Origin of the sequence: Actinosynnema pretiosum, from assembly GCF_002354875.1 — a bacterium.
GTDB lineage: Bacteria > Actinomycetota > Actinomycetes > Mycobacteriales > Pseudonocardiaceae > Actinosynnema > Actinosynnema auranticum.
The window spans coordinates 7,294,759-7,319,513 of record NZ_CP023445.1 but is presented as its reverse complement, the minus strand read 5'-3'; the positions used below and the strand labels follow the sequence as shown (position 1 = coordinate 7,319,513).

The window sequence follows — 24,755 nt, the reverse complement described above, 5'->3', positions numbered from 1 at the left end:
CACGTCACTCCTTCGTGTGGACGTCCTGCGGAGGAGGTAACCGGGTGAGCGTGGGGCAGACGGTGGTGAGGCAGGCGGCGGACGGGAGCCGGGCGCTCAAGCGGCGCTGGCGGTCGGCCGCGCTGGCGGCGGGGTGGGCGTTCGCGGACGACTGGTCGCTCGCGGAGGTCGACGACGTGTGCGAGGTCGTCCTCGGCAGCGACGACCCGAGCCGGGCGCTGGCCGGACTCGGTGCGGCGCGGGCGGAATCCGGGGCCGGGCTCGCCGAGACGCTGCTCGACCTCGCCGCGCTGCACGCCGTCCTGGTGACCCCCGGCGTCGAGGTCGGCGCGCCGCGCGCGGACGTCGACGCGGTGCCCGCCAAGCTGCTGCGGGCCACCGCGCTCGGCTGGGCCGAGGTCGTGCTGGACCGGTCGGCCAGCACCGAGGCCGAGGACCCGCTGACCGGCCTCGCCACCGCCGCGTACCTCCGGACGAGGCTCAGGGAGGTGTACGCGGCCACCCCCGCCGACTACGCGCTGCTGTTCGTGTCACTTGATCTGGAAGGCGCGACCGGGTGGTCGCGGGTGGTGGCCATGACGTTGCTGGCGGACGCGCTGCGCGGGGTGTTCGACGCGGGCGAGTCGGTCGCCTCGGTCGGCCCGTCGGTCGCGGCGGTCCTGCTGCGCCGGGACGCGGACGTCGAGGACAGGCTCGCGCACCTGGCGGCGAAGGCCGAGGCGAGGCTGGCGGTCGACCCGCACGTGCGCCCGGCGGGCCCGGCAAGGCTCGTCCTCAGGCCGCTGCCGGACACCTACGAGGAGGTGTCCGCCCTGCTCGCCGCCCCGCCCAGGACGGGGTGAGGCGGGGGTTGGCCCCATTGTGGTGCTCGGGTCGTTTCGGCGACCATCCGAACGGGCAGTCGTTCCAGGCCCGCGCACGGGGAAGGTGGTGGGGTTCGGTGGCGCTGACGGCGATCTACGACCTGGCGACGGGCCGGAACCCGGTCGAGGTCCGGACCAGGGCGGAGCTGGACGAGCTCGTCGAGCGGGTGCGCGCGCTGCACGTGGGCAGCCCGGTCGTGGTCGAGTTCTCGGTGACCGGCGAGGAGTGGAGCTACCCGATCCTGTACGCGGGCATCGGCCGCGAGCGCGGTTTCGTGCAGGAGCACGGCCACCCCGTGCGCGCGACCCTGGGCGACCCGCAGGCGAAGGGCGAGGTGGTCTACGCCCTGGCGACCCACGCGACCTCCGTGCCCGCGGACCAGGAGGTGCCGCTGGAGGCGGTCCGCGAGATCCTGGCGGCGTACCTGGCGGGCGGCGGGGTGATCCCCCCGGACCACCCGAGGATGCAGCTGGTCGCGGCGTCGAAGGACCTGTGAGGCCGCGACCCGGCCCGGCTTGACACAACCACCCCCACCGAGGACGCCTGCCTCGGTTGCCGGGTTGCCGGGTTGCCGGGTTGCCGGGTTGCCGGGTTGCCGGGTTGCCGGGTTGCCGGGTTGCCGGGTTGCCGGGTTGCCGGGTTGCCGGGTTGCCGGGTTGCCGGGTTGCCGGGTTGCCGGGTTGCCGGGTTGCCGGGTTGCCGGGTTGCCGGGTTGCCGGGTTGCCGGGTTGCCGGGTTGCCGGGTTCAGCCTTTCTGCCTGCTTGTCCGCTCGCCCCTCTCCTCGCCCTTCTCCTCCTCCCTCTTCTCGTTCCTCTCCTCGCTCTTGATCCGGTCGAGGAAGCCGCTGAAGCTGCTCCGCCCGAACCTCAACCGTCCTCCGGAGGGGTTCTTGCTGTCGCGGACCGCGGTGGTGTCCGGGGTGATCGACAGCTCGACGCAGTCGGGGTTCGTCGTGCTGCGGCTGGACTTGCGCCACCGCTGGTCAGCCATGCCTGGTGTCCCTCACTTCCCGGATGAGCCGCGCGCTCTCCTCGGGGTCGAGCGCGTGCCGGGCCGCGTCCTCCCAGACGGCGACCAGCGTCTTCTCCGCCTGCGCGTCGTCCACCGCGCGTACGCCCTCGTAGCTCTCGACGTAGACCGACAGCGGCTCGTCGGGTTCGGGGTACTCCAGCAGGTTCAGCGCACCGAAGTGCGACCCGTAGGCGCCCGCGGAGAACGGCAGCACCCGGATGGTGACGTTCTCCCGCTCGCCCACGACCAGCAGGTGCTCCAACTGCCGCGCCATCAGCTCCCGACCACCCACCACCCGGTGCAGCGCGCCCTCGTCGATGAGCGGCCGGTAGTCCAGCGGGACGGGTGACCGGCTGAGCAGCGCCTGCCGGTCCAACCGCTCGGCCGTCGCCCGCGCCGCCCACCCCTTGCCGCGGGTCAGCGAGGGCGCGCGCCGCCCCAGCTCGTCCGCGTACTCCCCGAGCTGGAGCAGACCGGGGATGAGCATGGGGTCGAGCGCCCGCTCCCGGTGGGCCTCGCCCTCGTCGCGGCGGAAGCGCAGGTAGCCGGGGGGAGAGCGCCGAGGCGTGCTCGACCTTGACCGCGTCCTGCGCGGCGCGCTCCCACAGCGAGGTGCCCTCGGCGATCTCTTCGTCGGTGGCCCGCAGGACGGTCATGATCGCGAGGAACGTCGGGTAGTGCGGCAGGTGGATGCCGGACAGCAGTCGGTGCACCGTGTCCTTGGACGTCCGGACCAGCCGCGCGACCTCGGGAGCCGCCACCCCGGCCCGCTCCATGATGGGCCGCACGTGCCTGCCGAGTCTGCGCTTGGCGCGCGTGGTCCCTACCGCCATGCCTCCCACCATAACCACTCTGAGTAACCCGATCGCTACACAAACCACCCATTTGTGACCCCTGCTGATGTGGCCGAAGAATTGTAAGGTCGCCGACGGAAGCCACTGCGAAAAGCCCTCAAGGCTTCATGGATAAAGCACTCACCCGATCAAACTCGCGTCCCACCGCTACTCCTGTTGTCACTCCTGTCGCCACTCCTGATTCCAATTCAAAGGAATCGCCAGAACCGGGAAGTACGCCCAGATGCAACCGTTCCCCGATCCGCTGTCAACCGCCCGAAGCCTCATGACCTACGGCGAGGTGGGTGACGCAGCGGCCCTCCTGGGTCACCTGTGGGCCAGCCTCTCCTTGGAGAGCACCACTCACGAGGTCGACCGCTTGCGCACGACCACCATCGAACTGGCCGACCGCTTCCCGTTCGCCCCCGAGGTGTCCGCGGCACTGCACTGCGCGATGCTCACGTACGCCCAGGTAGGCGCACACGACATGGCCGAGCTGATGGCCGAGCGGATGCTGTCGGTCTGGCGCGCCCGCTGTCAGTCCCGGCTGACCCCCGAGTCGCTGGATGGTCACCTGTTCGCGCTGGACGCCCTGGCCAGCGTCCAACGCACACGCGGGAACACCGCAGGCGTCGCACGCTGCCTGGTCGAACTGATGGAGTGGCAGCGCGCAGCGGGCAACGCCCTGGGCGTCGCCTGGGCAGAACGCGAACTGGGCGTCCTCGCCTACCAAGCGGGCAACTGGACGGACGCGATCACCCGCCTGTCCCGAGCCGAAGCGACCTACAACGAGGCAATCGCCGAAGCCCTCACCACCCCCACTTCCACCTCTACGCCCACCTTCACCTCCACACCCAATCCCGATTCCGGTCCTGTCGCCGCTGCTGCCTCTATCGCTGCCTCCAATCCCGATCCTGATGCCGATGCCGCGAATGATGCTGATGCTGGGAACGGCCCCAATGTCGGGAGCGATGTCGAGATCGACTCCGGTGTCGATGCCGATGCCAAGAGCGACCTCAATGTCGAGAGTGGCCCCGATGCTGGCAACGACCCCGATGCTGGCAACGACCTCGATGCGGGGAACGCCCCCGGTACCGAGGACGGCCCCAATGTCGGGAAGGACCTCGATGCCGCTAACGGCCTCACTGTCGAGGGCAACCCTGGTGCTGAGGGCGACCCCGATGCCAGGAACAGCCCCGGTGTCGGGGGTGGCTCCACTGCTGGGAACGGCCCCATTGCCGGGGACGACCCCACTGCCGGGGACGACCCCAACGCCGGGAACGACCCCAACGTCGAGGCCAGTTCCAGCGTCAGCGCTGGCCCCGTGTCGGCACCGAGCGCTGCCCCCGACTCCAGCGCAGGCGACAACGCCACCACCAACTCGGAGGTCCTCCCGATCGCCGAGGAGCGCGGCACGTGCCGGGTGCTGCTCGGGCGGGCGCGTTGGCGGCAGGGTGACCTGGACGGTGCGCTGCGGTGCTTTCAGGCGGCGCTGGGGGACCTGCCTGAAGGTGGCGCCGCTGGCGAGGTCGCCCGGCTGGTCGTGGCCGCGCGTGCGGGCCGAGAGCTGCCCGAGCCGGACCTCCTGCAGTGGGGCGAGTTCGGCATCTCCGTCTGGGAGCGGGCCCCGGACGCCATCCCCGACCACTGGCTGTCGAACGGCGCCTGACGTCCCGCGCCGCCCCGCCGCTCATCACTCGACCTTCATCGGCCACCTCTCCCTCCACCCGTCCGTCATCGCTGCTCACACGCCCTGCTCCCGGCCCCGCACAACAAAGTCTGGCAGCCGGAGCACCCCATCCGCACGCCCTTGGCCAGCCCCCAGATCGGGTGAATTCGCCCCCGTCGCCCCACCCCGCGCGCCACTTGACTCCACCTCAGGTGTACCTGTTATCTAGTGTCTTACAACAGTAGAACACTTGGGAGGTGCCAGTGGAGTTCCGCATAGACCGGACCAGCGGTCTCCCCGCCTACCTCCAACTCGTCCGCCAGGTCCGCGAGGCCCTGCGGATGGGCTGGCTCTCACCGGGAGACCGCCTTCCACCGGTGCGCGAGGTCGTCACCACCAGCGGCGTCAACGCGAACACCGTGCTCAAGGCCTACCGGGAGCTGGAGATGTCGGGACTGGTCGAGGCGCGCCAGGGCTCGGGGACCTACGTGAAAGCCGCCCTGGGCAGCGCGGACCCCGAGGTCATGGGCCCCCTGCGCACCAGGCTGGTGGAGTGGGTCCGCGACGCGCGGGCGGCGGGGTTGGACACCGAGGACGTCGAGGCGCTCGTGCGCTCGGTCCTCGTCGACGAGGGGGAAATCGGATGACCACCGCTGTGAGCAGCGCGGTCCGCGCGTCCGGGCTCGGCAAGAGCTACGGCGGCACGTGGGCCCTGCGCGACTGCTCGTTCGACCTGCCCGCGGGCCGGGTCGCCGCGCTGGTGGGCGCGAACGGCGCGGGCAAGACGACGCTGCTGAGCGTCCTCGCGGGCCTGCTCAAGGCCGACGCGGGCAGCGTGGACGCCGGTGGCCGCGTCGCGTTCGTCGCGCAGGACAAACCGCTCTACAAGAGCTTCACCGCCCGCGACGCCCTCACCATGGGCGCCCGGCTGAACACCGCGTGGGACCAGGCCAAGGCCGACGCCTGGCTGGACCGCTTCGAGGTCCCCCGCACCCGCGCCTGCGGCAAGCTCTCCGGTGGCCAGCAGGCCCAGGTGGCGTTCGCGCTGGCACTCGGCTCCTGCCCGGACGTGCTCCTGCTCGACGAGCCGCTGGCCAACCTGGACCCGCTGGCCCGCCGCGAGGTCGCCGCCGCGCTGCTCGACGAGGTCGCCGAGACCGGCACGACCGTCGTGCTGTCCACGCACGTGATCACCGAGCTGACCGGCGTCGCGGACCACCTGCTGCTGCTCTCGAACGGCGGCCTGCTCGCGGACGGCGACGTGGACGGCCTGCTGGCCCGCCACGCCGCGTACACCGGCCCGCGCTCGGACGCGCCACCGGTGCCGGGGCAGGTCGTGGAGGCCAGGCACAGCGCCACCCAGTCCACCTTCCTGGTGCGCCTGCCGGACGGCCCGCGCCCGCCCGTCGCGGACCGGTGGGTGGAACGAGCGGTCACCCTGGAGGACTACGTGCTCGCGCGCCTCGCCGAGAGCAGGAAGGGCGGTGCCGAATGAGCGCCACCACCGACAGCACGACCGGGAAGCGCGCCGCCGACCGACCTGGGGTCCGCACCCGCGCCCGCGTCGGCTGGGGCGACCTCGCCTGGCTCACCTGGCGCCAGCACCGGTGGACCGTCCTGGGCACCCTCGCGATCGCCCTGGTCGGCGTCGCCGGGATGCTGCTGGTCCGCGCCGCCTTCCTGGACGAGGCGGCCAACGGCTACCCGGCCCAGGGCTGGGGCGACTACACCGGGCTGGGCCTCACCCTCCCCGGCGGGCTGATGCTCTACGGGACCTTCATCGGCGCCGTGTGGGGTGCGCCGATGCTGGCCTGGGAGTACGACCAGCGCACGAACGTGGTCGCCTGGACCCAGGACCTGCCGGTCGCCCGCTGGCTGGTCGGCAAGGCGGTGCTGCTCGGCGCGGTCGCCGCGCTCATCGGCGCGGTCCTCGGCGGCACGGCGCAGCTGATGGCGAACGCGATCAACGACGTCCCGCGCTACGTCTCGGTCAACATGTTCGAGGAGGGCTTCGAGTACCACCCGGCGCTCCAGGCCGCGTACGCGCTGTTCGGCTTCGCGCTCGGCCTCGCGATCGCCGCGCTGGTCCGCCGCACGGTGCTCGCGGTGGGCCTGACCCTGGTCGTCGGCCTGCTCACCAAGGTCGTCGTGGAGCTCTGGCTGCGGGGCCGCTACCAGAGCCCGCACACCACCTTCGCACCGGTCGGGGAGGACATCCGCCCGCTGGGGCCTGCGAAGGACCAGGCCCTGTACTTCGAAGGCGGCTACGCCAACGCGGACGGGGTGCTGGGGACCGTGCCGCCGCGGTGCTACGGCCCCGAGTCCGCCGACCAGGCGTGGTTCCAGGGGTGCCTGAAGGACAGCGGCCTCACGCACTTCCTGGAGCAGTACCACCCCGCCGAGCGCCTGGGCACGTTCCGGCTGATCGAGGGCGTCCTGTTCCTCGCGCTCGCCGCCGCCCTGTTCGCCTTCGCGCTGCGCCGCGTCAAGAAGGCCGCGGCCTGACCGCGCCGGACCGCCGCGCGACCGGCTGGGCCGAACGCCCGACGCCGGGGACCCCCGCACGCCGCGAGGCGCGTGCGGGGGTCCCCCGTTCGCGCAGCTAGACTCCCCGGTCCGTGGACTCCCGAACCCGTCTTCCCGTCGTCGGCATGGTCGGCGGCGGCCAGCTCGCCAGGATGACCCACCAGGCCGTCATCCCCCTCGGCCAGTCGCTGCGCGTGCTCGCCCAGAGCGAGTCCGACCCGGCGGCGCTGGTCGCCCGCGACGTCGACCTCGGCTCGCACACCGACCTGGAGGCGCTGCGCGGGTTCGCCAAGTCCTGCGACGTCGTCACCTTCGACCACGAGCACGTCCCGCAGGAGCACCTGCGCGCCCTGGTCGCCGAGGGCGTGCGCGTGCACCCCGGCCCGGACGCGCTCGCGCACGCGCAGGACAAGCTCGTCATGCGCGTGAAGCTCGCCGAGCTCGGCCTGCCCGTGCCGCCGTTCGCCGAGGTCGCCGAGCCCGCGCACGCGGTCGCGTTCGGCGACGAGCACGGCTGGCCGTGCGTGCTCAAGGCGGTGCGCGGCGGCTACGACGGCCGGGGCGTGTGGATGCTCGACTCCGCCGAGGAGGCCGAGCGCCTGGTCGCCGAGCTGCTGGAGGCGGGCACCCCGCTGATGGTCGAGCAGCGCGTGGCGATGCGCCGCGAGCTGGCCGCGCTCGTCGCGCGCTCCCCGTTCGGCCAGGGCGCGGCGTGGCCGCTGGTGGAGACGGTGCAGAAGGACGGCATCTGCGTCGAGGTGCTCGCGCCCGCGCCGGACGCCGACCGCGCCGCGCAGGCCCAGGACCTGGCGCTGCGCGTCGCGGACGAGCTGGGCGTGGTCGGGCTGCTCGCCGTCGAGCTGTTCGAGACCGAGGACGGCCTGGTCGTCAACGAGCTGGCGATGCGCCCGCACAACTCCGGGCACTGGACCATCGAGGGCTCCCGCACCTCCCAGTTCGAGCAGCACGTGCGCGCCGTCCTGGACTACCCGCTCGGCTCGACCGACCTGGTCGCGCCCGCCGTCGTGATGGCGAACGTGCTCGGCGCGGCGGACGCGCCCCCGTTCGGCCCCGACGAGCGGCTGCACCACCTGTTCGCCCGGTTCCCCGACGCGCGCGTGCACCTGTACGGCAAGGAGGAGCGGCCGGGCCGCAAGATCGGCCACGTCACCCTGCTGGGGGAGCGCATGGCGGACGTGCGGGAGCGGGCGAGGCTCGCCGCGCACTGGCTGTCCGACGGCGTGTGGCTCGACGGGTACGACATCCACGGAGGACAGGCGTGACGCAGGTAGGCGTGATCATGGGCAGCGACTCGGACTGGCCCGTGATGGGGGCCGCCACCGAGGCGCTGGCCGAGTTCGGCGTGACGTTCGAGGTGGGCGTGTACTCGGCGCACCGGACCCCGCAGCGGATGCTGGACTACGCGACGTCGGCCGCCGGGCGCGGCCTGCAGGTGATCATCGCGGGCGCGGGCGGGGCGGCGCACCTGCCCGGCATGGTCGCCTCGGCGACGCCGCTGCCGGTGATCGGCGTCCCGGTGCCGCTCAAGCACCTGGACGGCATGGACTCGCTGCTGTCCATCGTGCAGATGCCGGCCGGGGTGCCGGTCGCAACGGTGTCGGTCGGCGGGGCGCGCAACGCGGGGCTCCTCGCGGTGCGGGTGCTGGGCGCGTCCGACCCGGAGCTGCGGGAGCGGATGGCGGCGTACCAGGCGTCGCTGGAGGAGATGGTGCTCGACAAGGACGCGGCGCTGAAGGCACTGGTCGAAGGTCGCCCGGACACGGGGGTGAACGCGCGCTAACATCCTCCCAGTGGAACTTACTGGGAGGTAACAAGTGGACCCGAGCTTCGGCACCTACCAGCTCGCCGAGGAGCACGACGCCCTGCGCGAGGCGATCCGCTCGCTCGCCGAGAAGGAGATCGCCCCGCACGCGGCGGACGTCGACGAGCGGGAGAGGTTCCCCGTCGAGGCGCTGTCGGCGCTGGTCAAGGCCGGTTTCTCGGCGGTCCACGTGCCCGAGGACTACGACGGGCAGGGCGCCGACTCGGTGGCCACGTGCATCGTGATCGAGGAGGTCGCGCGGGTCTGCGCGTCCTCCTCGCTCATCCCGGCGGTCAACAAGCTCGGCACGATGCCGATCATCCTGGCCGGCTCGGAGGAGCTGAAGCGGCAGGTCCTGCCGTCCATCGCGGCGGGCGAGGCCATGGCGTCGTACGCACTGTCCGAGCGCGAGGCGGGCTCGGACACCGCGTCGATGCGGGCGCGGGCGCGGCTCGAGGGCGACCGGTGGGTGCTCAACGGCACCAAGTGCTGGATCACCAACGCGGGCGAGTCCACCTGGTACACGGTCATGGCGGTCACGGACCCCGACGCGCCGAAGAAGTCCCAGGGCATCTCGGCGTTCGTGGTGCACAAGGACGACCCCGGCTTCTCGGTCGGGTCCAAGGAGCGCAAGCTCGGGATCAAGGGCTCGCCCACCCGCGAGATCCACTTCGAGAACTGCGAGATCCCGGCGGACCGGATCATCGGCGAGCCCGGCACCGGCCTGAAGACGGCCCTGCGCACCCTGGACCACACCCGGCCGACGATCGGCGCGCAGGCGGTGGGCATCGCGCAGGGGGCGCTGGACCAGGCGATCGCGTACGTGAAGGACCGCAAGCAGTTCGGCCGGTCGATCTCGGACTTCCAGGGCGTGCAGTTCATGCTGGCCGACATGGCGATGAAGGTCGAGGCGGCCCGGCACATGGTGTACGTCGCGGCGGCGAAGGCCGAGCGGGGGGAGCCGGACCTCGGGTTCATCACGGCGGCGGCGAAGTGCTTCGCGTCCGACGTGGCGATGGAGGTGACGACGGACGCGGTGCAGCTGTTCGGCGGGGCCGGGTACACGCGGGACTTCCCGGTGGAGCGGATGATGCGGGACGCGAAGATCACGCAGATCTACGAGGGGACCAACCAGGTGCAGCGGGTCGTGATGTCGCGGTCGCTGCTCAAGGGCTGAGCGCTCCGGACGCCCGCCCACCCGCAGCCCCCGGTCGTCGGGCGCGGGTGGGCGGTCAGGGGGCGTCCCGCCGCTCCGGTGGCGCCTCCCCGGCCATCCCCGCCAGGTACGCGTCCAGCTTCCGGTAGCTCGCGTCCCAGAACCCCCGGAAGCCCTCCGCCCACTCCGCCACCTCGCGCAGCGGCTCCGCCGACAGCTCGCACGGGCGCCACTGGGCGTCACGGCCGCGCGTGATCAGGCCCGCCCGCTCCAGCACCTTCAGGTGCTTGGACACCGCCGGGCCGCTCATCGGCAGCGGCGCGGACAGCTCCTTCACCGTCGCCGGGCCCTCGGTCAGCCTCGCCAGGATCGCGCGCCTGGTCGGGTCGGCCAGCGCGGCGAAGGTCGTGCTCAGCGGGTCGTCGGCCACGGCGTGCCCCCTTCGTTAACCACCCGGTTAAGTTAACCACGTCCCGCGCGCTCCACCTGTCGGGTCGCTGTCAGGCCCGCCGTTCGGGGCAGTGTTAGTTGAACTTTCATATACCTTCGGCCCCATGAACAAGTCCGACACGATCCGCGACACCGCCGCGCTCATCGGCCGGATCGGCGTGGGCGCCGTCTTCGTGGCGCACGGCTGGCAGAAGGTCTCCGAGTGGGGCATGGACGGCACGGCCGCGGCCTTCGAGGGCATGGGCATCCCCGCCCCCGCCCTGTCCGCCTGGTTCGCCGCGCTCGTCGAGCTGATCGGCGGCACCCTGCTGATCGTCGGCGCTGGCCTGCCGTTCGTGGGCGTCCTGCTGGCGATCCCGGTCCTCGGCGCGCTGCTCCTCGTCCACCTGCCCAACGGCCTCCTCGGCGAGGGCGGCTACGAGCTGGTCCTCGTGCTCGCCGTCTCGGCGATCGCCCTGGGCTTCAACGGTGGTCGCTTCTCCGTCGACCACCTGATCCGCGGCAAGCGCTCCGAGCCCGCCCGGATCTGACCGGCCCGAAGATCCCGAAAAGCCAAGAGCCTGAGGTCACCGTCGACCTCAGGCTCTTCCACGTCCGGGTGAGAACCGTCAGCCCACCAGGTCGATCGTCGTCCGCTCGCTGGCCCGCCTGCCGGGCAGCAGGTCCGGGTTCGGGTTGCTGCACTGCACCAGCGACCCGCCGCCCGCCAGCACCGCCAGCACCCCGTTCAGCAGCCCGTCCGGCTGGTTCCACTCCACCGTGGACAGCGCCCGCGTCCCCGGCCCGATCCCGAGCACCGCGGCCCTGGATCTCGCCTCCGCGACCACCTCGTCCACCGTCGACCACCCCAGCGCCGCCGTGCTCCCCGGAACCGGCGCGTGCGGGACGAAGTCGTCGCCGAACATCCGCACCTCGTCCAGGAAGTCACCGGGCGTGCCGGTGCCCAGCCCCATCGGGTGCAAGGACACCACGGACGTGACCTCCGCACCGGGCGCCTCACCACCCGGCGCGACCAGTGCCACCTTCGCCCCGGCGGGCGCGTCGACCACCGACGCCCCGCACCACCAGGCCCCCAGCAGCACCCCGAGCGTCTGCCAGTGCGCGGGCAGCAGCACCGCGACCGGGTCGCCCGGCTCGACGTCGTGCTCGTCGCGCAGCCAGTTCGCCGTCTTCGCCGCCCAGTTGGCCGCGGTGGCCCTGGACAGCTCGACGCGCGTGCCCTCGACGTCGTCGTAGTGCGTGATCAGGGGCCGTCCCGGTTCGGCCAGCAGCGGCGTGAGCAGAGCTTCCGTGACGGTCAAGTCAACCTCGCTAGTCGACGCAGGGGGGACCTTGCTGGAGTGCCTGGCGCTGGACTACCCGCTGCGCCGCCCCGTCCAACGCGACAACCTTGCCACCCGACAGCCGCTCGGTCGTGGTCGGGGCCGCGTTCGAGGTGGTCGGGGCCGCTTCCGAGGACGCGGGCGCCGTCGGCTCGGGCGTCTTCTCGCCCAGCACCCGCGCCACGAACGCCCGCACCTGCTCCCGGTCCACCAGCACCACGCTCTGCCCCCGGTCGTTGACCGCGCCCACCGCCGTCACCGGGATCGTCGCGAACTCCACGTTCCCGCCGGAGATCCCGCCCAGCTGCCCCGCCAGCGTGGCGACGTCCAGCCCGTCGTCCACCACGACCGACTTGCTCACCGCCTCCAGCAGCCCGGACAGCTTCGACGGGTCGGCGAACGTGCCCGCCGTCAGCAGCTTCGACATCGCCGACGACAGGAACACCTGCTGCCGGGTGATCCGGCTCAGGTCCCCGCTCGGCAGGTTCTTGCGCTGCCGCACGAACGCCAGCGCGTCACCCCCGGACAGCGTCTGCGCGCCCGCCCGGAAGTCCGCCCCCGAGTCCGGGTCGCTGGTCGCCTCCTTGAGGCACACGTCGACCCCGCCGATCACCTCGGTCAGCCGGTAGAACCCGTACAGGTTCACCTCGGCGTAGTGGTCGACCCTGACCCCGGTCAGCTCCTGCACCACCTGCACGAGCGCCGCCCGCCCGGCCTGGTCGCCGCGCTTCTCCCGCTCGGCCAGCGGCACACCCTCGGCCTGCAGCCGCTCCATGGTGAGGAACTTCGTGACCCCGTAGGCCCCGTTGATCTTCTCCTCGCGATCGCCGGGGATCGGCACGTACGTGTCGCGGGGGATGGACACCGCGTGCGCCCGCGACCCGTCGCGCGGCACCCGCAGCACGATGATCGTGTCCGTGTTGAGGGTGTCGGTCGCCTCGGTGCGCAGCTGGCGCAGCACCGACGCGGGCAGCGGGTTGCCCTGCGCGTCGGTGCGGCTGTCGCTGCCCACCAGGAGGAGGTCGATCGCGCCGTCGTCGGCGGGAGGGGCGTTCGGCACGTCCGCCAGGGACGTCAGCACGTCGGTGGTGTTCACGCTCTCCTGGACCCGCCGCAGCGTGGACCAGCTGTAGCCGGTGACCACCAGCACCACTGCCGAGAGCAGCGCCAACCCGGTTCTGCCCGCTACGACGACGGCCTTCACCGAGACCTCCCCCTCCACTACCCCCGTGTCCGAACAGGCTAACGTCCCGCACCCGTTCGGACCTGGGGTAGCGGGAAATCAGTCCACGCAGACCACGCCGTTGGCCGTGATGGGCGCGGCGCTGCTCGCCGGGCTGGACGACCCGGTCTCCGAGCGCGCCGACGACGTGTCGTCGGTCGTGCCCAGCTCCGCGTTGTCGGCGCCCACGTAGATCAACACCTGACCCCTCGGCACGGAGTCGTCCAGCTCGGTCGTGGCGTTACCGCCGAGCGCCTGGACCACCCGGTCCGCGTAAGCCTCCTGGCCCGTGCCGTACCGGACCACGGTGGTGTCGCTGACCGCCGAGTTGAGCGCCTGCCCCTTGCGGAAGCCCTGCTCGCCGAGCGCGTTCAGCACCTTCAGCGCCACGCCGGACACCCCGGACGAGTTGTAGACCTGCACCGTGATCGCCGAGGGCTGCGGGCCCGCGGACGGCGACGGCGACCCCGACGGCGAGGTCGACGACGAGGGCTTGGGCTTGTCCGAGGCCAGATCGCCCAGGAACGCCTTGACCTCCGCCGCGTCCACCGGCAGGACGTTGCCGTCGCTGTAGGTGTCGGTCGGCGGGCCGACCGGGATGGTGCGGAACTCCAGCTTGCCCGACGCCAGCCCCTGCATCTGGCTGGCGAACTCGGTGATGTCCCAGCCCTGGCTGAGCACCACCGACTTCTGCACCGCGCTGACCAGGCCGCTGAGCCTGGCCGGGTCGGTCAGGGTGCCGGTGGAGAGCACCTTGCGGGCCAGCGCGCCGATGAACACCTGCTGGCGCACGATCCGGTCCAGGTCGCCGTTGGGCAGCTCGTGCCGCTGCCGCACGAACTGCAGCGCCTGCCTGCCCTCCAGCGTCTGGACGCCTGCCGGGAACTTCGCCCCGGAGTAGTACTCGTCGTCCACCGCGTTGTTCAGGCACACCTCGACGCCGCCGATGGCCTGGGTGACCTCGTAGAAGCTCGCGAGGTTCACCTCCGCGTACCGGTCGATCTTGATGGCGCCGCCGGACAGGTCCTCGACGGTCTTGATCAGCGTGCGCCTGCCCGCGAGCGTCGACTCCAGCTCGATCTTCGCCAGGTCGGTCTCCCCCTTCTCCTGGAGCTCGGCGGAGGTGGTGTTCTTCTGCCTGATCAGCGCAGAGTTGATCTTGTGCTTGCCGAACCCGTCGGCGATCTCCACGTACGAGTCGCGCGGGAACGAGATCGCGACGGCGCGCGTCCCGTCCTGCGGGATGTGCACGAGGATGATCGTGTCGGTGTTCAGCGTCCCCTCGTCGACGCCGCCGTTCAGCAGCGCCAGCACCTCGTCGGACAGCGGCTTGCCCTGCGCGTCGGTGCGGCTGTCGCTGCCGACCAGCAGGATGTCGATCGCCCCGTCGAGGGGTTTGCGCGTGGATTCCGGCGAGACCGTGGAAGACGCCTCGCCGAACACGTCCGTCGTCGTCACACCCTGGTTCAGGGTGCGCAGCTGGTGCCATCCGTACCAGGTCACCACGAGCACGGCCGCCGAGACGAGCGCGACCAGCGTCCTCCCCGTGCCGACCAGCACGCGCAGTGCGGCCGAACCCCCGGTGCGACCGGGCGGACTCCCGTCCACTTGCGCTGCCTCCCCAGAGTCAGGTCCTGTCAACCAAGGTTAATCGCGGGTGGCTAAATCGACCCGACTTCACCCCTTATACGGGATACGGGGTAACAACCCGGTGGGTTGCGCGGTTAAGACGGTGACACACTTCGCAGGAGTCGGACTGGGTTCGGACTGGAGAGGACAACCATGCGGGTGCTGGTTACAGGCGGTGCCGGTTTCATCGGCTCGCACTACGTGCGGGAACTGGTGGGCGGCGCCTACCCGGCCTACGCCGACGCCGAGGTCGTGGTGCTGGACAAGCTGACCTACGCGGGCAACGAGGCCAACCTCGCGCCCGTCGCGGACAGCCCCCGGCTGCGCTTCGTGCAGGGCGACATCTGCGACCGCGACCTGGTGGCCGAACTGGTCAAGGGCGCGGACGCGGTCGTGCACTTCGCCGCCGAGTCGCACGTCGACCGGTCGATCTCGGGGTCCGCGGACTTCGTGCTCACCAACGTCCTGGGCACCCAGACGATGCTCCAGGCGGCGCTGGAGGCCGAGGTCTCGCGGTTCGTCCACGTGTCGACCGACGAGGTCTACGGCTCGATCGAGCGGGGCTCGTGGACCGAGGACCACGTGCTGGAGCCCAACTCCCCCTACTCCGCGTCCAAGGCGTCCTCGGACCTCCTCGCGCGCGCCTTCCACCGGACGCACGGATTGCCGGTCTGCGTCACCCGGTGTTCGAACAACTACGGTCCGTACCAATTCCCGGAAAAGGTCATCCCGCTGTTCGTCACCAACCTGGTGGACGGCAAGAAGGTACCCCTGTACGGCGACGGGCTGAACGTGCGCGACTGGCTGCACGTCGACGACCACTGCCGGGGCATCCAGCTGGTGCTCGAGGGCGGGCGCGGCGGCGAGATCTACAACATCGGCGGCGGCACCGAGCTGACCAACCGCGAGCTGACCGAGAAGCTCCTGGAGGCCACCGGCCGCGACTGGGACGACTCGGTCGAGCCGGTCACCGACCGCAAGGGCCACGACCGGCGCTACTCGGTCGACATCACCAAGATCAACCAGGAGCTGGGCTACTCGCCGAGGGTCGACTTCGCCGAGGGCCTGGCGAGCACCGTCGCCTGGTACCGGGACAACCGCGACTGGTGGGAGCCGCTCAAGCAGCGCGCCTCCCTGGCCCGCTGATGGCCGCCACCGCGCTGCTCGTGCCCGGTGGGCGCGGCCAGCTCGGGCAGGACCTGCTCGCCACCGGCGGGCGCGTGCGGGCGCTGTCGTCGGCCGAGCTGGACATCACCGACGCCGACGCCGTCGCCGACCGGGTGGCCGAGTTCGCCGCCGGGGCGCGCGCCGAGGGCCTCGCCCCGGTCGTGGTCAACGCCGCCGCCTACACCGCCGTGGACAACGCCGAGACCGACGAGGGCCGCGCGCTCGCGGTCAACGCGCTCGGGCCGGAGCTGCTCGCGCTCGCCTGCCGCGAGCACGACGTGCCGCTGCTGCACGTGTCCACCGACTACGTCTTCCCCGGCGACGCCACCGCGCCCTACGAGCCGGACGACGCCACCGGGCCGCGCTCGGCCTACGGGCGCACCAAGCTCGCGGGCGAGCAGCGCGCCCTGGCCGCCTGGGACCGGACCTGGGTCGTGCGCACCGCGTGGGTGTACGGGGCGGGCGGGTCGAACTTCGTGAAGACGGTGGCGAGGCTGGCCGGGCAGCGCGAGAGCCTGTCCGTCGTGGACGACCAGCGCGGCTCGCCCACCTGGTCCGCCGACCTCGCGGCCGGGCTGGTCGAGCTGGCCGCCGCGACCACCGGCCCCGCGGCGCCCGCGCAGCGCGTGCTGCACGCCACCGGCGGCGGCGAGACGACCTGGTTCGGCTTCGCGCGGGCGGTGTTCGAGGAGCTGGGGCTGGACCCGGAGCGGGTGCGCCCGTGCGGCACCGAGGACTTCCCCCGCCCCGCGCCCAGGCCCGCGTACTCGGTGCTCTCGCCGAAGGCGTGGGAGTCGGCGGGCTTGACGCCGCTGCGGCCGTGGCGCGAGGCGCTGGCCGTCGCGGTGCGGGAGGGCGTCGCGGGGTGACCGGACCCCGCTCCCCGCAGTCACCCGCGCATCAGCAGGGTGGTTCCGGCGCGCACTCGGGTGCGCGCCGGAACCACCCCGGCTGACCGGGAACCCCGTCCCCAACCGGGCTTTCCGCAAAAACGGGGTGCTTTTCCGCACCGTGGCGGATTGCGCGCAGTAGACAGTCCACCACTCCAGTGGCCCGCGCTGCGCCAAAGGGGTGGGAATTCCCGACTGGTCTGGTTCGGCGGCCCCGTGCTGGTGCAGCCTTTTCGCCATGTCCGAACGTGGGCGCACCCAGAACGCAGCGGTCCAGCAGCAGGAAGAGCGCCAGCGCTTCCTGCGCAGGGTGGTCGTGATCAGCGGATCGCGACAGGTTTCCGAGGAAGACCTCTTTCCCAAGAAAAAGCCTTAACGACGACGCTTCGCCGCTTTTTCGTAAGCCTTCACGGTGAGTTCCGCGGTGCGCCGCCAGGTGAACTCGGAGGCGTGCGCCCGCCTGGCCGCTTGAGCGGTGGGGCTGGGCGGGGTTTCCACGGTCTCCACCAGCGCCTGGCCCAGCGCCTCGACGTCGCCCACCGGCACGTGCACCGCGTGCCCGCCCGCCACCTCGCGCAGCGCGGGCACGTCCGAGCACACCACGGGGACGTTGCACGCCAACGCCTCCAGCACCGGCAGCCCGAAGCCCTCGTCCCGCGAGGGCAGCACCAGCGCCGAGGCGCCCGCCACCACGCGCCGCAGGTCGATCTCGGTCAGGTACCCGGTCCGCACGACCCGGCCGTCCACCCCGGACTCGCCGGGCCCGGCCAGCACCAGCGGCGGCAGCTCCGGCCGCGCCGCGTGCGCCGCGATCAGCCGGTCCAGCCCCTTGCGCGGCCCGCCCGCGCCCACGAACAGCAGGTACTCCAGCGGCAGCCGCAGCCGCGCCCGCACCGGGTCCGACGGCGGTCGCGCCGCGAACCACGCCGGGTCCACGCCCAGCGGCGTCACCACGATCCGGTCCTCCGGCACGCCCAGCCGCTCCACGACCTGGTCCGCGACCGCGCGCGTCGGCGTGCACACCACCGCAGCCCGCGAAGCCGACTGCCGCACCAGCTCGGGCAGTCGCGCGTCCGACGGCGGCAGGTCGCCGGGGTGGTCCAGCATCGCCAGGTCGTGGATCGTCACCACGCCACCGGCCCGCACCGACGGCGGCAGCACGAAGTTCGTCGCGTGCATGACGTCCGCCAGCCCCGCGAGCACCTCCACCGGCGGGAACGGCGCGCGCAGCCAGAACTGCCGCAGCAGCCGCGCCGACACCGGCAGCCCGCGCGCCACCACGTCGTGCGGCAGCACCGTCCGCAGCGCCCGCCACCCGCGCAGCGTGAACGCCACCGCCCGCACGTCCACCTCGTCCACCATCGACGCCAGCTCCTCGGCCAGCGCCGCGGTGTAGCGGCCGATCCCGGTGCGCTGCCCCAGCAGCGGGGTCCCGTCCAGCAGGACCGTCAGCGGGCGCCTAGCCACGGCCGCGCAGCTTCTTGAGCACCCGACCGGTGGCCCGCTTGGCCAGCTCGGACGGCCCGCCCGCGTCCAGGTACTCGCGCACCAGCTTGATGTCCCGCTCCACCTTCTCCCGCGTGCCCAGCGGCTTGTTGCGCACCATCGGCGACGAGCCGGGCAGCCGGTCCGCCGACGGCCTGGGGTTGCGGCAGAACTCCACCAGCGGCGCGAGCGCCACCTCCCAGGTGAACCGCTCCCGCACCACGGCGATCCGCTCGGCGCACGCCGCCGCGAACTCCTCGTCGTACATGGCCTTCTCCAGCGCCGCGGCCAGCGCCATCGGGTCCTCCGACGGCACCACGACGCCTAGGCCCTCGCGCTCGACCAGGTCGGCGAACGAGTCGCCGTCGGTGGTCACGATCGGCAGCCCGGCCCACAGGTAGTCCAGCACCCGCGTGCGGAACGCGAACGTGGTCTCCACGTGCTCGTAGTGCGTGGTGACGCCGCAGTCCGCGTCCAGCAGCCAGTTCTGCCGGTCCTGGTAGGCGACCCAGCTCTCGTTGAAGAACACGTGCTTGTTGGTCAGCCCCAGCCGACCGGCGAGCGCCCGCGTCTGCCCGGCGACGTCCATGTCGGGCACCTCGGGGTTGGGGTGCTTCATCCCCAGGAACACCAGCCGCGCGTCCGGCCGCCGCTCGCGCAGCTCGTCCACCGCGCTCACCAGCGTGAGCGGGTCGAACCAGCTGTAGACGCCACCGGCCCACAGCACGACCTTGTCGTCGGCGCCGATGCCCAGCGCGTCGCGCAGTCCGGGACCGGTGCGCGTCGGCGGCTTCGCGGACAGCCCGAACGGGGCCACGGCCAGCAGCGAGCGCACGGTCGGGTCGGTGTCGTACAGCGACGGCGTCAGCCTGCCCAGCGCGGCCAGGTGACCCAGCCAGAAGTGCCGCTGCCGCTCGGAGGCGCACAGGAAGAAGTCACCGCGCGCCAACTGGGTGTTGAGCACCCGCGTGACGCCCACGAGGTCCAGCGCGCGCTGCTCGTCGGTGCCGTCCTTGCCCTGCTCCAGCAGCTCCAGGTGCATCGGGTCGTACATGTCGCACACGACGACCTTGGTGGAGGAGCGCTCCTTCACCTGCGGCAGGTACTCCAGCGCGTGGCCCTGCAGCACCACGACGTCGGCCCAGTCGACGTGCTCGCCCAGCTCCTTCTGCCGCGCCCGCAGCACCGGGAACGGCGCGTCGGGCGGCGCGCACAGCGGGTTCACCGTCACCAGCCGCACGTCGTGCTCGGCCACCAGCACGTCGGCCATGTTCCACGCCCGGATCGCCGGACCGGCCATCTTCGGCGAGATTGCGTCGCCGGTGAGCACCAGCACCCGGCGGGGGCGGCCGAACACGCCCTCCAGGCCGAACACGTCGACCAGGACCTCGTGCGCGGCCAGGTAGCGCGGCAGCGGGTAGGCGGGCTCCATGGCCTTGCGCATCAGCGGCAGCAGGTCGGCGTCGGTGCGCCTGCGCGCGGCCTGCTCGGCCTTGCGCGACTCGGCCAGCGAGGGCAGCAGCTCCACGAACTGGTCGATCGCCAGGAACCCGGCCAGCGCCTGCCGCGCGATCGGCACGGGCGCCGCGTCGTCCGCCGGGTCGGCGGGGCGGCGGGTGATCTCCAGCTGGGTCGGGTCGATGTCGCCGCGCGCGGTCGCCCTGCGCACCACCAGCGCGAGCGCGGCGGGCAGCACCTTGGCGAGCACGTCGTCCGACAGGTTCTTGTACAGCGCGGCCAGCGCGTTGCGCTCCAGCAGGAACAGCTCGCGGCTGGTGTCCACGGACTTCATGGACGCGTGGTGCTTGTGGAACGTCAGCGACTTCGGCTCGTAGCGCACCCGCCAGCCGCGCAGGTTCAGCCGCCAGCCGAGGTCGACGTCCTCGTAGAACATGAAGAACCGCTCGTCGAAGCCGCGCAGCTCGGCGAACAACTCGGTGCGCACGACCATCGCGGAGCCGGTCGCGAACAGCACGTCGCGCGGCGCGTCGTGGCTGCCGTCGTCCACCTCGCCCGCGTGCCGCTTGTAGCCCATGCCGAACCAGGTGAGCCCGGCGTCGACGAAGTCGACGACCTTCCCGTCCCAGTCCAGGACCTTGCTGGCGACCGCGCCCACGGCCGGGTCCTCGCGCAGCACCCGGACGGCCTCGCGCAGCCAGCCCGCGTCGGGGCGCGCGTCGTTGTTCAGGAACGCCAGCACGGACCCCTTGGCGCGCCGGGCGCCCAGGTTGCAGCCGCCCGCGAAGCCCAGGTTCTCCGGGGCCTCCACGACCTCGGCCCTGGGCACGGAGGTGCGGATGAGCTCGGCGCTGCCGTCACCGGAGGCGTTGTCCACGCAGACGACCTGGAGCAGGTCGGGCGGGTAGTCGACGTCGGTGAACAGCGCCCGCAGGCACGTGGTGGTGTCCTCGGCGCCGCGGTAGTTCACCACGACGACCGTCACGACAGGCAGACTCCCTCGCTCCACGCGCTAAGCCTGCCTCATCACGCTCCGCAGCGGGCGGTCACGGTGGTTTATGCCTCCGACGGGTTCAGCCGGGGCCCGCCGCGACCGCCGCGCCACCACGCGCCTCAGTCGCCGCCACCCGGCTCTTCCCCGTCCTCGTCCCGCTCGGCCTCCACGGTCGCCAGGCTCTCCCGCTGCCACTCGACCGTGATCTTGACGTGGGCCTCGGCGGTGGAGCGGGCGATCGCGAACAGCCCGGAGGCGCCCACCTTCAGCCCGATCTCGACGGCCACCCGGTCGGGCGCGGGGGAGCGCAGCGACCCGATCCGCTGCGCGACCGTCCCGGCGACGGACCTGGCCAGCTCGACGCCGCCCTCCAGGGTGTCCTCGGCCAGCTCCTTGGTCCGGTCCCACCGCCTGCCGACCCGGACGGGCCCGTCGTGCTCCTCGTCGATCTCGAACGGCACTAAGTCGCCGTCCTCGGTCCGCACCTCGACGTACTCGGCCACAGGCCCTCCCGGTGTGTCAGCGCCCGGCCCACTCGCGCCAGACGTCGGCCCTGGACACCTTGGCACGCCGACCGATCGCGGCGCGCTGCACGAGTGCGGACGGCAGCCGCAGCAGCACCTCGCCGATCACCCGCAGTCGCAGCCCCACCCGGAAGTTCGCCCCTTCGGGCCGCCCTCCGCGCACCGGCAGCAGCGCGGTGATGGCGGCGAACCGCGCCAGCTCGCGCAGCGCCACCCCGGCGGGCGCGCAGCGCAGCAGCATGAGCAGCCGGTTCCGCTCGTTCCACCGGTGGAACAGCGGCGAGCCGGGCTCGCTGCTGGCCCCGTGCCGGTGCCGCACCCGCGCGGGCCCCACCGACACGACCCGGTGACCCGACAACCGGAGCCGCCACGACGTGTCGGTGTCCTCGTAGTAGCAGAAGAACGAGCCGGGAACCCCGCCCGCGCCCACCAGCTCGGCGGTCCGGACCAGCGCGGCCCCGCCGCAGAACCCGAACACGTCCCGCCCGGCGAGCACCAGGTCGGCCCCGTGCCCGTCGGCGGTGATCCGCACCCCGACCGATTGGGTCGACCCGTCCGGCAGCAGCATCGAGGAGGTCGCCGCCGCGGCCCCCCGGTCGCGCCGCAGCTCGTCCTCCAGCGCGGCCAGCCAGGTCGGCTCGGGCGCGGCGTCGTCGTTGAGCCAGGCCACGAACTCGGTGCCCACGCGGGGCAGCACGGCGGCCAGCGCGCCCGCGTACCCGGCGTTGCGCGGCAGCCGCACCACCTCGGGGCGGCTCGGGTGCGCGGCCAGCAGCCCGGCGGTGCCGTCGTCGGAGGCGTTGTCCACGACGAGCAGCCGGTGCGCCCGCCGCTGCGCGGAGAGCGCGTCGAGGCAGTCGGTGACGTGCTCGCGCCCACGCCAGGTCACCACGACCACCGTCGTGCTCGGGCTGGGCGCAGCGCTCGGGTTCGACACGGCCGGAGACGCTACGCGGCCCGCGGGGGCCACCGCGCCCGGATCTCGCCCACGAACGCGCGAACCCCCACCACCAGCTGACACCGCGCGTGAGACCGTACCCGCCGTGCCGAACCTGGTTGTGCTCGCCGAGCAGCTGCTGGCCCCGGTCCCCGGCGGCACCGGCCGCTACACCCGAGAGCTCACCGCGGCCCTCGCCGCGACCGCCCCGCCCGGCTGGACCGTGACCACCGCCGTGAGCAGGCACCCCGACCCCTCCGCCGCGGCCGTGCCCGGCGTGGGGGCGCCGAGGGTGCTCCCGATCCCCCGCAGGGCGCTGATCGCCGCCTGGGAGCGGGGCGTGCCGTACTGGCCGGGCGGTGACGCCGTGCACGCCCCGACCCCGCTGGCCCCGCCGCGCGGCCGGGTCGTGGTGACCGTCCACGACACCGTCCCCTGGACCCACCCCGAGACCCTCACCCCCCGCGGCGCGGCCTGGCACCGCCGCGTCATCGCCCGCGCCGCGGCCCGCCCGACCCCCTTGGTCGTGCCCACCCTGGCGGTGGCGGACGACCTGAGGACCAGGGTCCCCTGCGCCGCGCCCCCGATCGCCATCCCCCACGGGGTGACCCCGCTGGGCGAGTCCTCCCCCCTGGCCGACGTCCCGGACCGCTACGTCCTGGCCATCGGCACCATCGAGCCCCGCAAGGGCCTGGAGGCCCTCGTGGCCGCCACCGCGCGGCTGGGCGTCCCGCTCCTGGTCGTCGGCCAACGGGGCTGGGGCGAGGTGGACCTGTCCGCCCCGCACGTCCGCCTGCTGGGCAAGCTGCCCGACCCCCAGCTGGCCCACGTCCTGCGCGGCGCCACCGCCCTGGCCGTCCCCAGCCTCGCCGAGGGCTTCGGCCTGCCGCTCGTGGAGGCCATGTCCGAAGGGGTGCCCGTCGTCCACTCCGACGCGCCCGCCCTGGTGGAGGTGGCCGGGGGAGCGGGCCTGGTGGCCGAGCGCGGCGACCCGAGGTCCCTGGAGGCCGCTCTCCGCTCGGTCCTGACCGACCGCCCCCTCGCCGCTCGCCTGGCCGCGGCGGGCCGCCGCAGGGCCGAGGACTTCACCTGGGAGCGGGCGGCCCGAGCCGTCTGGGAACTCCACCTCGCCCAGGCCGCCACCGCTTCCGCAGAGCGCGGCGCGCGGTGAGCGGCGCGGAACCCCCGGTCCGGGACGGCGCTTTCCCGCGCGCGCTCCCACCAGGGGGAACACATTCCCCCGCGATTCGCCGGGCGAGCGTTGTCGAATCGTTCGGGGCATTCGCCAACGGCGCTGTGAACGCTGGTCGTACCCTTCTCGGCGTGCCACCCGTCGAACCCAGCGTGCTGATCGACGCCACCGCCGTCCCCGCGGATCGGGGCGGGGTCGGGAGGTACGTGGACTCGCTGGTCGCCGCGCTCGACGCGGACGGCGCGGGCGTCAGCGTGGTGTGCCAGCCACGAGACGCGTCCCACTACCGCAGGCTGGCCCCGACCTCCCGCGTCATCGCGGCGGCCGAGGCGGTAGCCACCCGAACCGCCCGGCTCACCTGGGAGCAGGCCTCGCTGCCCAGGCTGGTAGCCCGCCTCGGCGTGGACGTCGTGCACTCGCCGCACTACACGCTGCCCCTGGCCAGCCGAGCCGCGTCCGTCGTGACCCTGCACGACGCCACCTTCTTCACCGACCCGGCGCTGCACTCCTCGGTCAAGGCCCGGTTCTTCCGGGCCTGGACGCGGGCGTCCCTGCGCAGGGCGTCCCTGTGCGTCGTCCCCAGCCACGCCACCGCGGACGAGCTGGCCCGCGTGGCAGGCGCGGACCGCACCGCCCTGCACATAGCCCAGCACGGCGTGGACACCGAGCGCTTCCACCCCCCGACCCCCCAGCAGGTCGCGTCGGTCCGCGCCTCCCTGGGCCTGGGCGCCACCCCGTACGTGGCTTTCCTGGGCGCCCTGGAACCCCGCAAGAACGTCCCGGCCCTGATCCGGGGCTTCGCCAGGGCCTGCCAAGGCCGCGCGAACCCCCCAGCCCTGGTGCTGGCGGGCCAACCCGGCTGGGACGGCCAGGTGGAACGCGCCCTCGACTCGGTCCCGCACCGGATCCGGGTGATCCGCGCCGGCTACCTCCCCTTCGACGACCTCGCCGGTTTCCTCGGCGGCGCGGAACTGGTCGCCTACCCCTCACTGGGCGAGGGCTTCGGCCTCCCCGTCCTGGAGGCCATGGCCTGCGGCGCAGCCGTCCTGACCACCCGCCGCCTCAGCCTCCCCGAGGTGGGCGGCGACGCCGTCGCCTACTGCGGCGTAGGCGCAGGCGACATCGCCGCAGCCCTGACGTCCCTCCTGGACGACCCGTCCCGCAGGCACGCCCTGTCGACGGCGGCCCTGGTCCGCGCGAAGGACTTCTCCTGGGAAACCTCCGCAGCCCGCCACCGCCTCGCCTACGCCCGAGCCGCACACGCCCACCAGGCCACCAAACGCTGACCACCCCCGCCGGCAACCCCACACAGCACCACCGGCGGGGCCCGTCACCACTTCGCAAGCCCTTTGACCACCTAGCAGGCCGCACCGCCCTGCACCGCTTCGCGGGCTGCACCGCCCTGCACCGCTTCGCGAGCTGCACCGCCCTTCACCGCCTCGCGGGCTGCGGGGCGAGCGCAGCGAGCCCGCAGCCACCCAATCCCGCGTCCCTCTTCTCCGTTTGGCCTGGCGAAGCCCGAGCGCAGGTGTCAAGACGCCGCCGCACTGCCGCGGCAGACTGCCTGGTCATACGGCGTCTTGACGCCTGTGCTTGCCTGAAA

Annotated in this window: 25 protein-coding genes and 1 pseudogene; 15 read left to right on the top strand and 11 right to left on the bottom strand. The window is 72.9% G+C overall.

The window, feature by feature from the left end; genetic code table 11:
• The first annotated feature begins 44 nt into the window (after positions 1-44).
• Together CNX65_RS31315 and CNX65_RS31310 are read left to right on the top strand one after the other, a co-directional pair.
• Positions 45-842: a GGDEF domain-containing protein gene (locus CNX65_RS31315; RefSeq protein WP_096496950.1), complete on the top strand. Its 798-nt coding sequence runs from the start codon at positions 45-47 to the stop codon at positions 840-842.
• Between the two features lie 98 nt (positions 843-940).
• Positions 941-1,360: an Imm1 family immunity protein gene (locus CNX65_RS31310; protein ID WP_096496949.1), complete on the top strand. Its 420-nt coding sequence runs from the start codon at positions 941-943 to the stop codon at positions 1,358-1,360.
• 249 nt (positions 1,361-1,609) lie between these two features.
• On the opposite strand, the gene CNX65_RS31305 is transcribed toward CNX65_RS31310, so the two are convergent.
• The 3 genes and pseudogenes from CNX65_RS31305 to CNX65_RS38430 all read right to left on the bottom strand — a co-directional run.
• Complete coding sequence (locus CNX65_RS31305; protein WP_309142048.1) at positions 1,610-1,855, bottom strand: DUF397 domain-containing protein; 246 nt, start codon at positions 1,853-1,855, stop codon at positions 1,610-1,612.
• Positions 1,848-2,417: a DUF5753 domain-containing protein gene (locus tag CNX65_RS31300; RefSeq protein WP_256374187.1), complete on the bottom strand. Its 570-nt coding sequence runs from the start codon at positions 2,415-2,417 to the stop codon at positions 1,848-1,850. Before CNX65_RS31300 ends, CNX65_RS31305 begins: the two co-directional genes overlap by 8 nt.
• A gap of 88 nt (positions 2,418-2,505) precedes the next feature.
• Positions 2,506-2,709: pseudogene (locus CNX65_RS38430) on the bottom strand (helix-turn-helix domain-containing protein); the annotation flags it as partial.
• 286 nt (positions 2,710-2,995) lie between these two features.
• Between CNX65_RS38430 and CNX65_RS31290 the strand changes: the two are divergent.
• From CNX65_RS31290 to CNX65_RS31260, 7 genes are all read left to right on the top strand, one after another.
• Positions 2,996-4,378: a hypothetical protein gene (locus CNX65_RS31290; RefSeq protein WP_157767918.1), complete on the top strand. Its 1,383-nt coding sequence runs from the start codon at positions 2,996-2,998 to the stop codon at positions 4,376-4,378.
• A gap of 263 nt (positions 4,379-4,641) precedes the next feature.
• The gene (locus tag CNX65_RS31285; protein WP_096496946.1) at positions 4,642-5,025 is read left to right on the top strand and encodes a GntR family transcriptional regulator; all 384 of its coding nucleotides are present in this window, start codon (positions 4,642-4,644) and stop codon (positions 5,023-5,025) included.
• Positions 5,022-5,873 (top strand): ABC transporter ATP-binding protein, encoded by an 852-nt coding sequence (locus CNX65_RS31280; RefSeq protein ID WP_096496945.1) that lies wholly within the window; start codon positions 5,022-5,024, stop codon positions 5,871-5,873. The genes CNX65_RS31285 and CNX65_RS31280 overlap by 4 nt, the downstream gene beginning before the upstream one ends.
• Positions 5,870-6,883 carry a hypothetical protein gene (locus CNX65_RS31275; RefSeq protein ID WP_096496944.1) on the top strand — a complete coding sequence of 338 codons (1,014 nt, stop codon included), beginning with the start codon at positions 5,870-5,872 and terminating at the stop codon, positions 6,881-6,883. Before CNX65_RS31280 ends, CNX65_RS31275 begins: the two co-directional genes overlap by 4 nt.
• Positions 6,884-6,996: 113 nt before the next feature.
• Positions 6,997-8,187 (top strand): 5-(carboxyamino)imidazole ribonucleotide synthase, encoded by a 1,191-nt coding sequence (locus tag CNX65_RS31270; protein ID WP_096496943.1) that lies wholly within the window; start codon positions 6,997-6,999, stop codon positions 8,185-8,187.
• The gene (purE, locus tag CNX65_RS31265) at positions 8,184-8,705 is read left to right on the top strand and encodes a 5-(carboxyamino)imidazole ribonucleotide mutase (RefSeq protein WP_269770714.1); all 522 of its coding nucleotides are present in this window, start codon (positions 8,184-8,186) and stop codon (positions 8,703-8,705) included. Before CNX65_RS31270 ends, purE begins: the two co-directional genes overlap by 4 nt.
• A 34-nt stretch (positions 8,706-8,739) precedes the next feature.
• A complete protein-coding gene (locus CNX65_RS31260) occupies positions 8,740-9,903 on the top strand; it encodes an acyl-CoA dehydrogenase (RefSeq protein ID WP_096496942.1) in 1,164 nt (387 codons plus the stop codon).
• A gap of 55 nt (positions 9,904-9,958) precedes the next feature.
• Here CNX65_RS31260 and CNX65_RS31255 read toward each other — a convergent pair whose 3' ends face one another.
• Positions 9,959-10,312, bottom strand: a complete 354-nt coding sequence (locus CNX65_RS31255) for an ArsR/SmtB family transcription factor (protein WP_096496941.1) — start codon at positions 10,310-10,312, stop codon at positions 9,959-9,961.
• A 124-nt stretch (positions 10,313-10,436) separates the two neighbouring features.
• On the opposite strand from CNX65_RS31255, the gene CNX65_RS31250 reads away from it, so the two are divergent.
• Positions 10,437-10,862 carry a DoxX family protein gene (locus tag CNX65_RS31250; protein ID WP_096496940.1) on the top strand — a complete coding sequence of 142 codons (426 nt, stop codon included), beginning with the start codon at positions 10,437-10,439 and terminating at the stop codon, positions 10,860-10,862.
• Positions 10,863-10,940: 78 nt separating this feature from the next.
• Here CNX65_RS31250 and CNX65_RS31245 read toward each other — a convergent pair whose 3' ends face one another.
• The 3 genes from CNX65_RS31245 to CNX65_RS31235 form a co-directional block, all read right to left on the bottom strand.
• Positions 10,941-11,633, bottom strand: a complete 693-nt coding sequence (locus CNX65_RS31245; protein WP_096496939.1) for a TIGR03089 family protein — start codon at positions 11,631-11,633, stop codon at positions 10,941-10,943.
• Between the two features lie 10 nt (positions 11,634-11,643).
• Positions 11,644-12,858, bottom strand: coding sequence for an LCP family protein (locus CNX65_RS31240; RefSeq protein ID WP_096498098.1), 1,215 nt, complete (start codon positions 12,856-12,858; stop codon positions 11,644-11,646).
• A gap of 78 nt (positions 12,859-12,936) precedes the next feature.
• Positions 12,937-14,484, bottom strand: a complete 1,548-nt coding sequence (locus CNX65_RS31235; protein ID WP_096496938.1) for an LCP family protein — start codon at positions 14,482-14,484, stop codon at positions 12,937-12,939.
• A gap of 174 nt (positions 14,485-14,658) precedes the next feature.
• Between CNX65_RS31235 and rfbB the strand changes: the two genes are divergently transcribed.
• From rfbB to CNX65_RS36500, 3 genes are all read left to right on the top strand, one after another.
• The gene (gene rfbB / locus CNX65_RS31230; RefSeq protein WP_096496937.1) at positions 14,659-15,651 is read left to right on the top strand and encodes a dTDP-glucose 4,6-dehydratase; all 993 of its coding nucleotides are present in this window, start codon (positions 14,659-14,661) and stop codon (positions 15,649-15,651) included.
• Complete coding sequence (gene rfbD / locus CNX65_RS31225) at positions 15,651-16,541, top strand: dTDP-4-dehydrorhamnose reductase (RefSeq protein WP_096496936.1); 891 nt, start codon at positions 15,651-15,653, stop codon at positions 16,539-16,541. Before rfbB ends, rfbD begins: the two co-directional genes overlap by 1 nt.
• Before the next feature lie 259 nt (positions 16,542-16,800).
• Complete coding sequence (locus CNX65_RS36500) at positions 16,801-16,938, top strand: hypothetical protein (RefSeq protein WP_198320573.1); 138 nt, start codon at positions 16,801-16,803, stop codon at positions 16,936-16,938.
• On the opposite strand, the gene CNX65_RS31220 is transcribed toward CNX65_RS36500, so the two are convergent.
• The 4 genes from CNX65_RS31220 to CNX65_RS31205 all read right to left on the bottom strand — a co-directional run bounded on the left by CNX65_RS31220 (position 16,935) and on the right by CNX65_RS31205 (position 21,960).
• Entirely contained in the window at positions 16,935-18,029 is a 1,095-nt protein-coding gene (locus tag CNX65_RS31220; protein WP_096496935.1) for a glycosyltransferase family 4 protein, read from the bottom strand. The genes CNX65_RS36500 and CNX65_RS31220 overlap by 4 nt on opposite strands.
• Entirely contained in the window at positions 18,022-20,490 is a 2,469-nt protein-coding gene (locus tag CNX65_RS31215) for a glycosyltransferase (RefSeq protein ID WP_096496934.1), read from the bottom strand. The genes CNX65_RS31220 and CNX65_RS31215 overlap by 8 nt, the downstream gene beginning before the upstream one ends.
• Positions 20,491-20,618: 128 nt before the next feature.
• A complete protein-coding gene (locus tag CNX65_RS31210; RefSeq protein WP_096496933.1) occupies positions 20,619-21,002 on the bottom strand; it encodes a CU044_2847 family protein in 384 nt (127 codons plus the stop codon).
• Positions 21,003-21,018: 16 nt separating this feature from the next.
• Complete coding sequence (locus tag CNX65_RS31205) at positions 21,019-21,960, bottom strand: glycosyltransferase family 2 protein (RefSeq protein ID WP_232520084.1); 942 nt, start codon at positions 21,958-21,960, stop codon at positions 21,019-21,021.
• A gap of 106 nt (positions 21,961-22,066) precedes the next feature.
• Between CNX65_RS31205 and CNX65_RS31200 the strand changes: the two genes are divergently transcribed.
• Together CNX65_RS31200 and CNX65_RS31195 are read left to right on the top strand one after the other, a co-directional pair.
• Entirely contained in the window at positions 22,067-23,131 is a 1,065-nt protein-coding gene (locus CNX65_RS31200) for a glycosyltransferase family 4 protein (protein ID WP_096496931.1), read from the top strand.
• Positions 23,132-23,304: 173 nt separating this feature from the next.
• Entirely contained in the window at positions 23,305-24,438 is a 1,134-nt protein-coding gene (locus CNX65_RS31195; RefSeq protein WP_096496930.1) for a glycosyltransferase family 4 protein, read from the top strand.
• Positions 24,439-24,755 lie beyond the last annotated feature (317 nt).

Coding starts and splice junctions, on each gene's coding strand:
- CNX65_RS31275 (WP_096496944.1), top strand. CDS start 5,870: ATGAGCGCCACCACCGACAGCACGACCGGGAAGCGCGCCGCCGACCGA.
- CNX65_RS31250 (WP_096496940.1), top strand. CDS start 10,437: ATGAACAAGTCCGACACGATCCGCGACACCGCCGCGCTCATCGGCCGG.
- CNX65_RS31290 (WP_157767918.1), top strand. CDS start 2,996: ATGACCTACGGCGAGGTGGGTGACGCAGCGGCCCTCCTGGGTCACCTG.
- CNX65_RS31305 (WP_309142048.1), bottom strand. CDS start 1,855: ATGGCTGACCAGCGGTGGCGCAAGTCCAGCCGCAGCACGACGAACCCC.
- rfbB (WP_096496937.1), top strand. CDS start 14,659: ATGCGGGTGCTGGTTACAGGCGGTGCCGGTTTCATCGGCTCGCACTAC.
- CNX65_RS31280 (WP_096496945.1), top strand. CDS start 5,022: ATGACCACCGCTGTGAGCAGCGCGGTCCGCGCGTCCGGGCTCGGCAAG.
- CNX65_RS36500 (WP_198320573.1), top strand. CDS start 16,801: ATGTCCGAACGTGGGCGCACCCAGAACGCAGCGGTCCAGCAGCAGGAA.
- rfbD (WP_096496936.1), top strand. CDS start 15,651: ATGGCCGCCACCGCGCTGCTCGTGCCCGGTGGGCGCGGCCAGCTCGGG.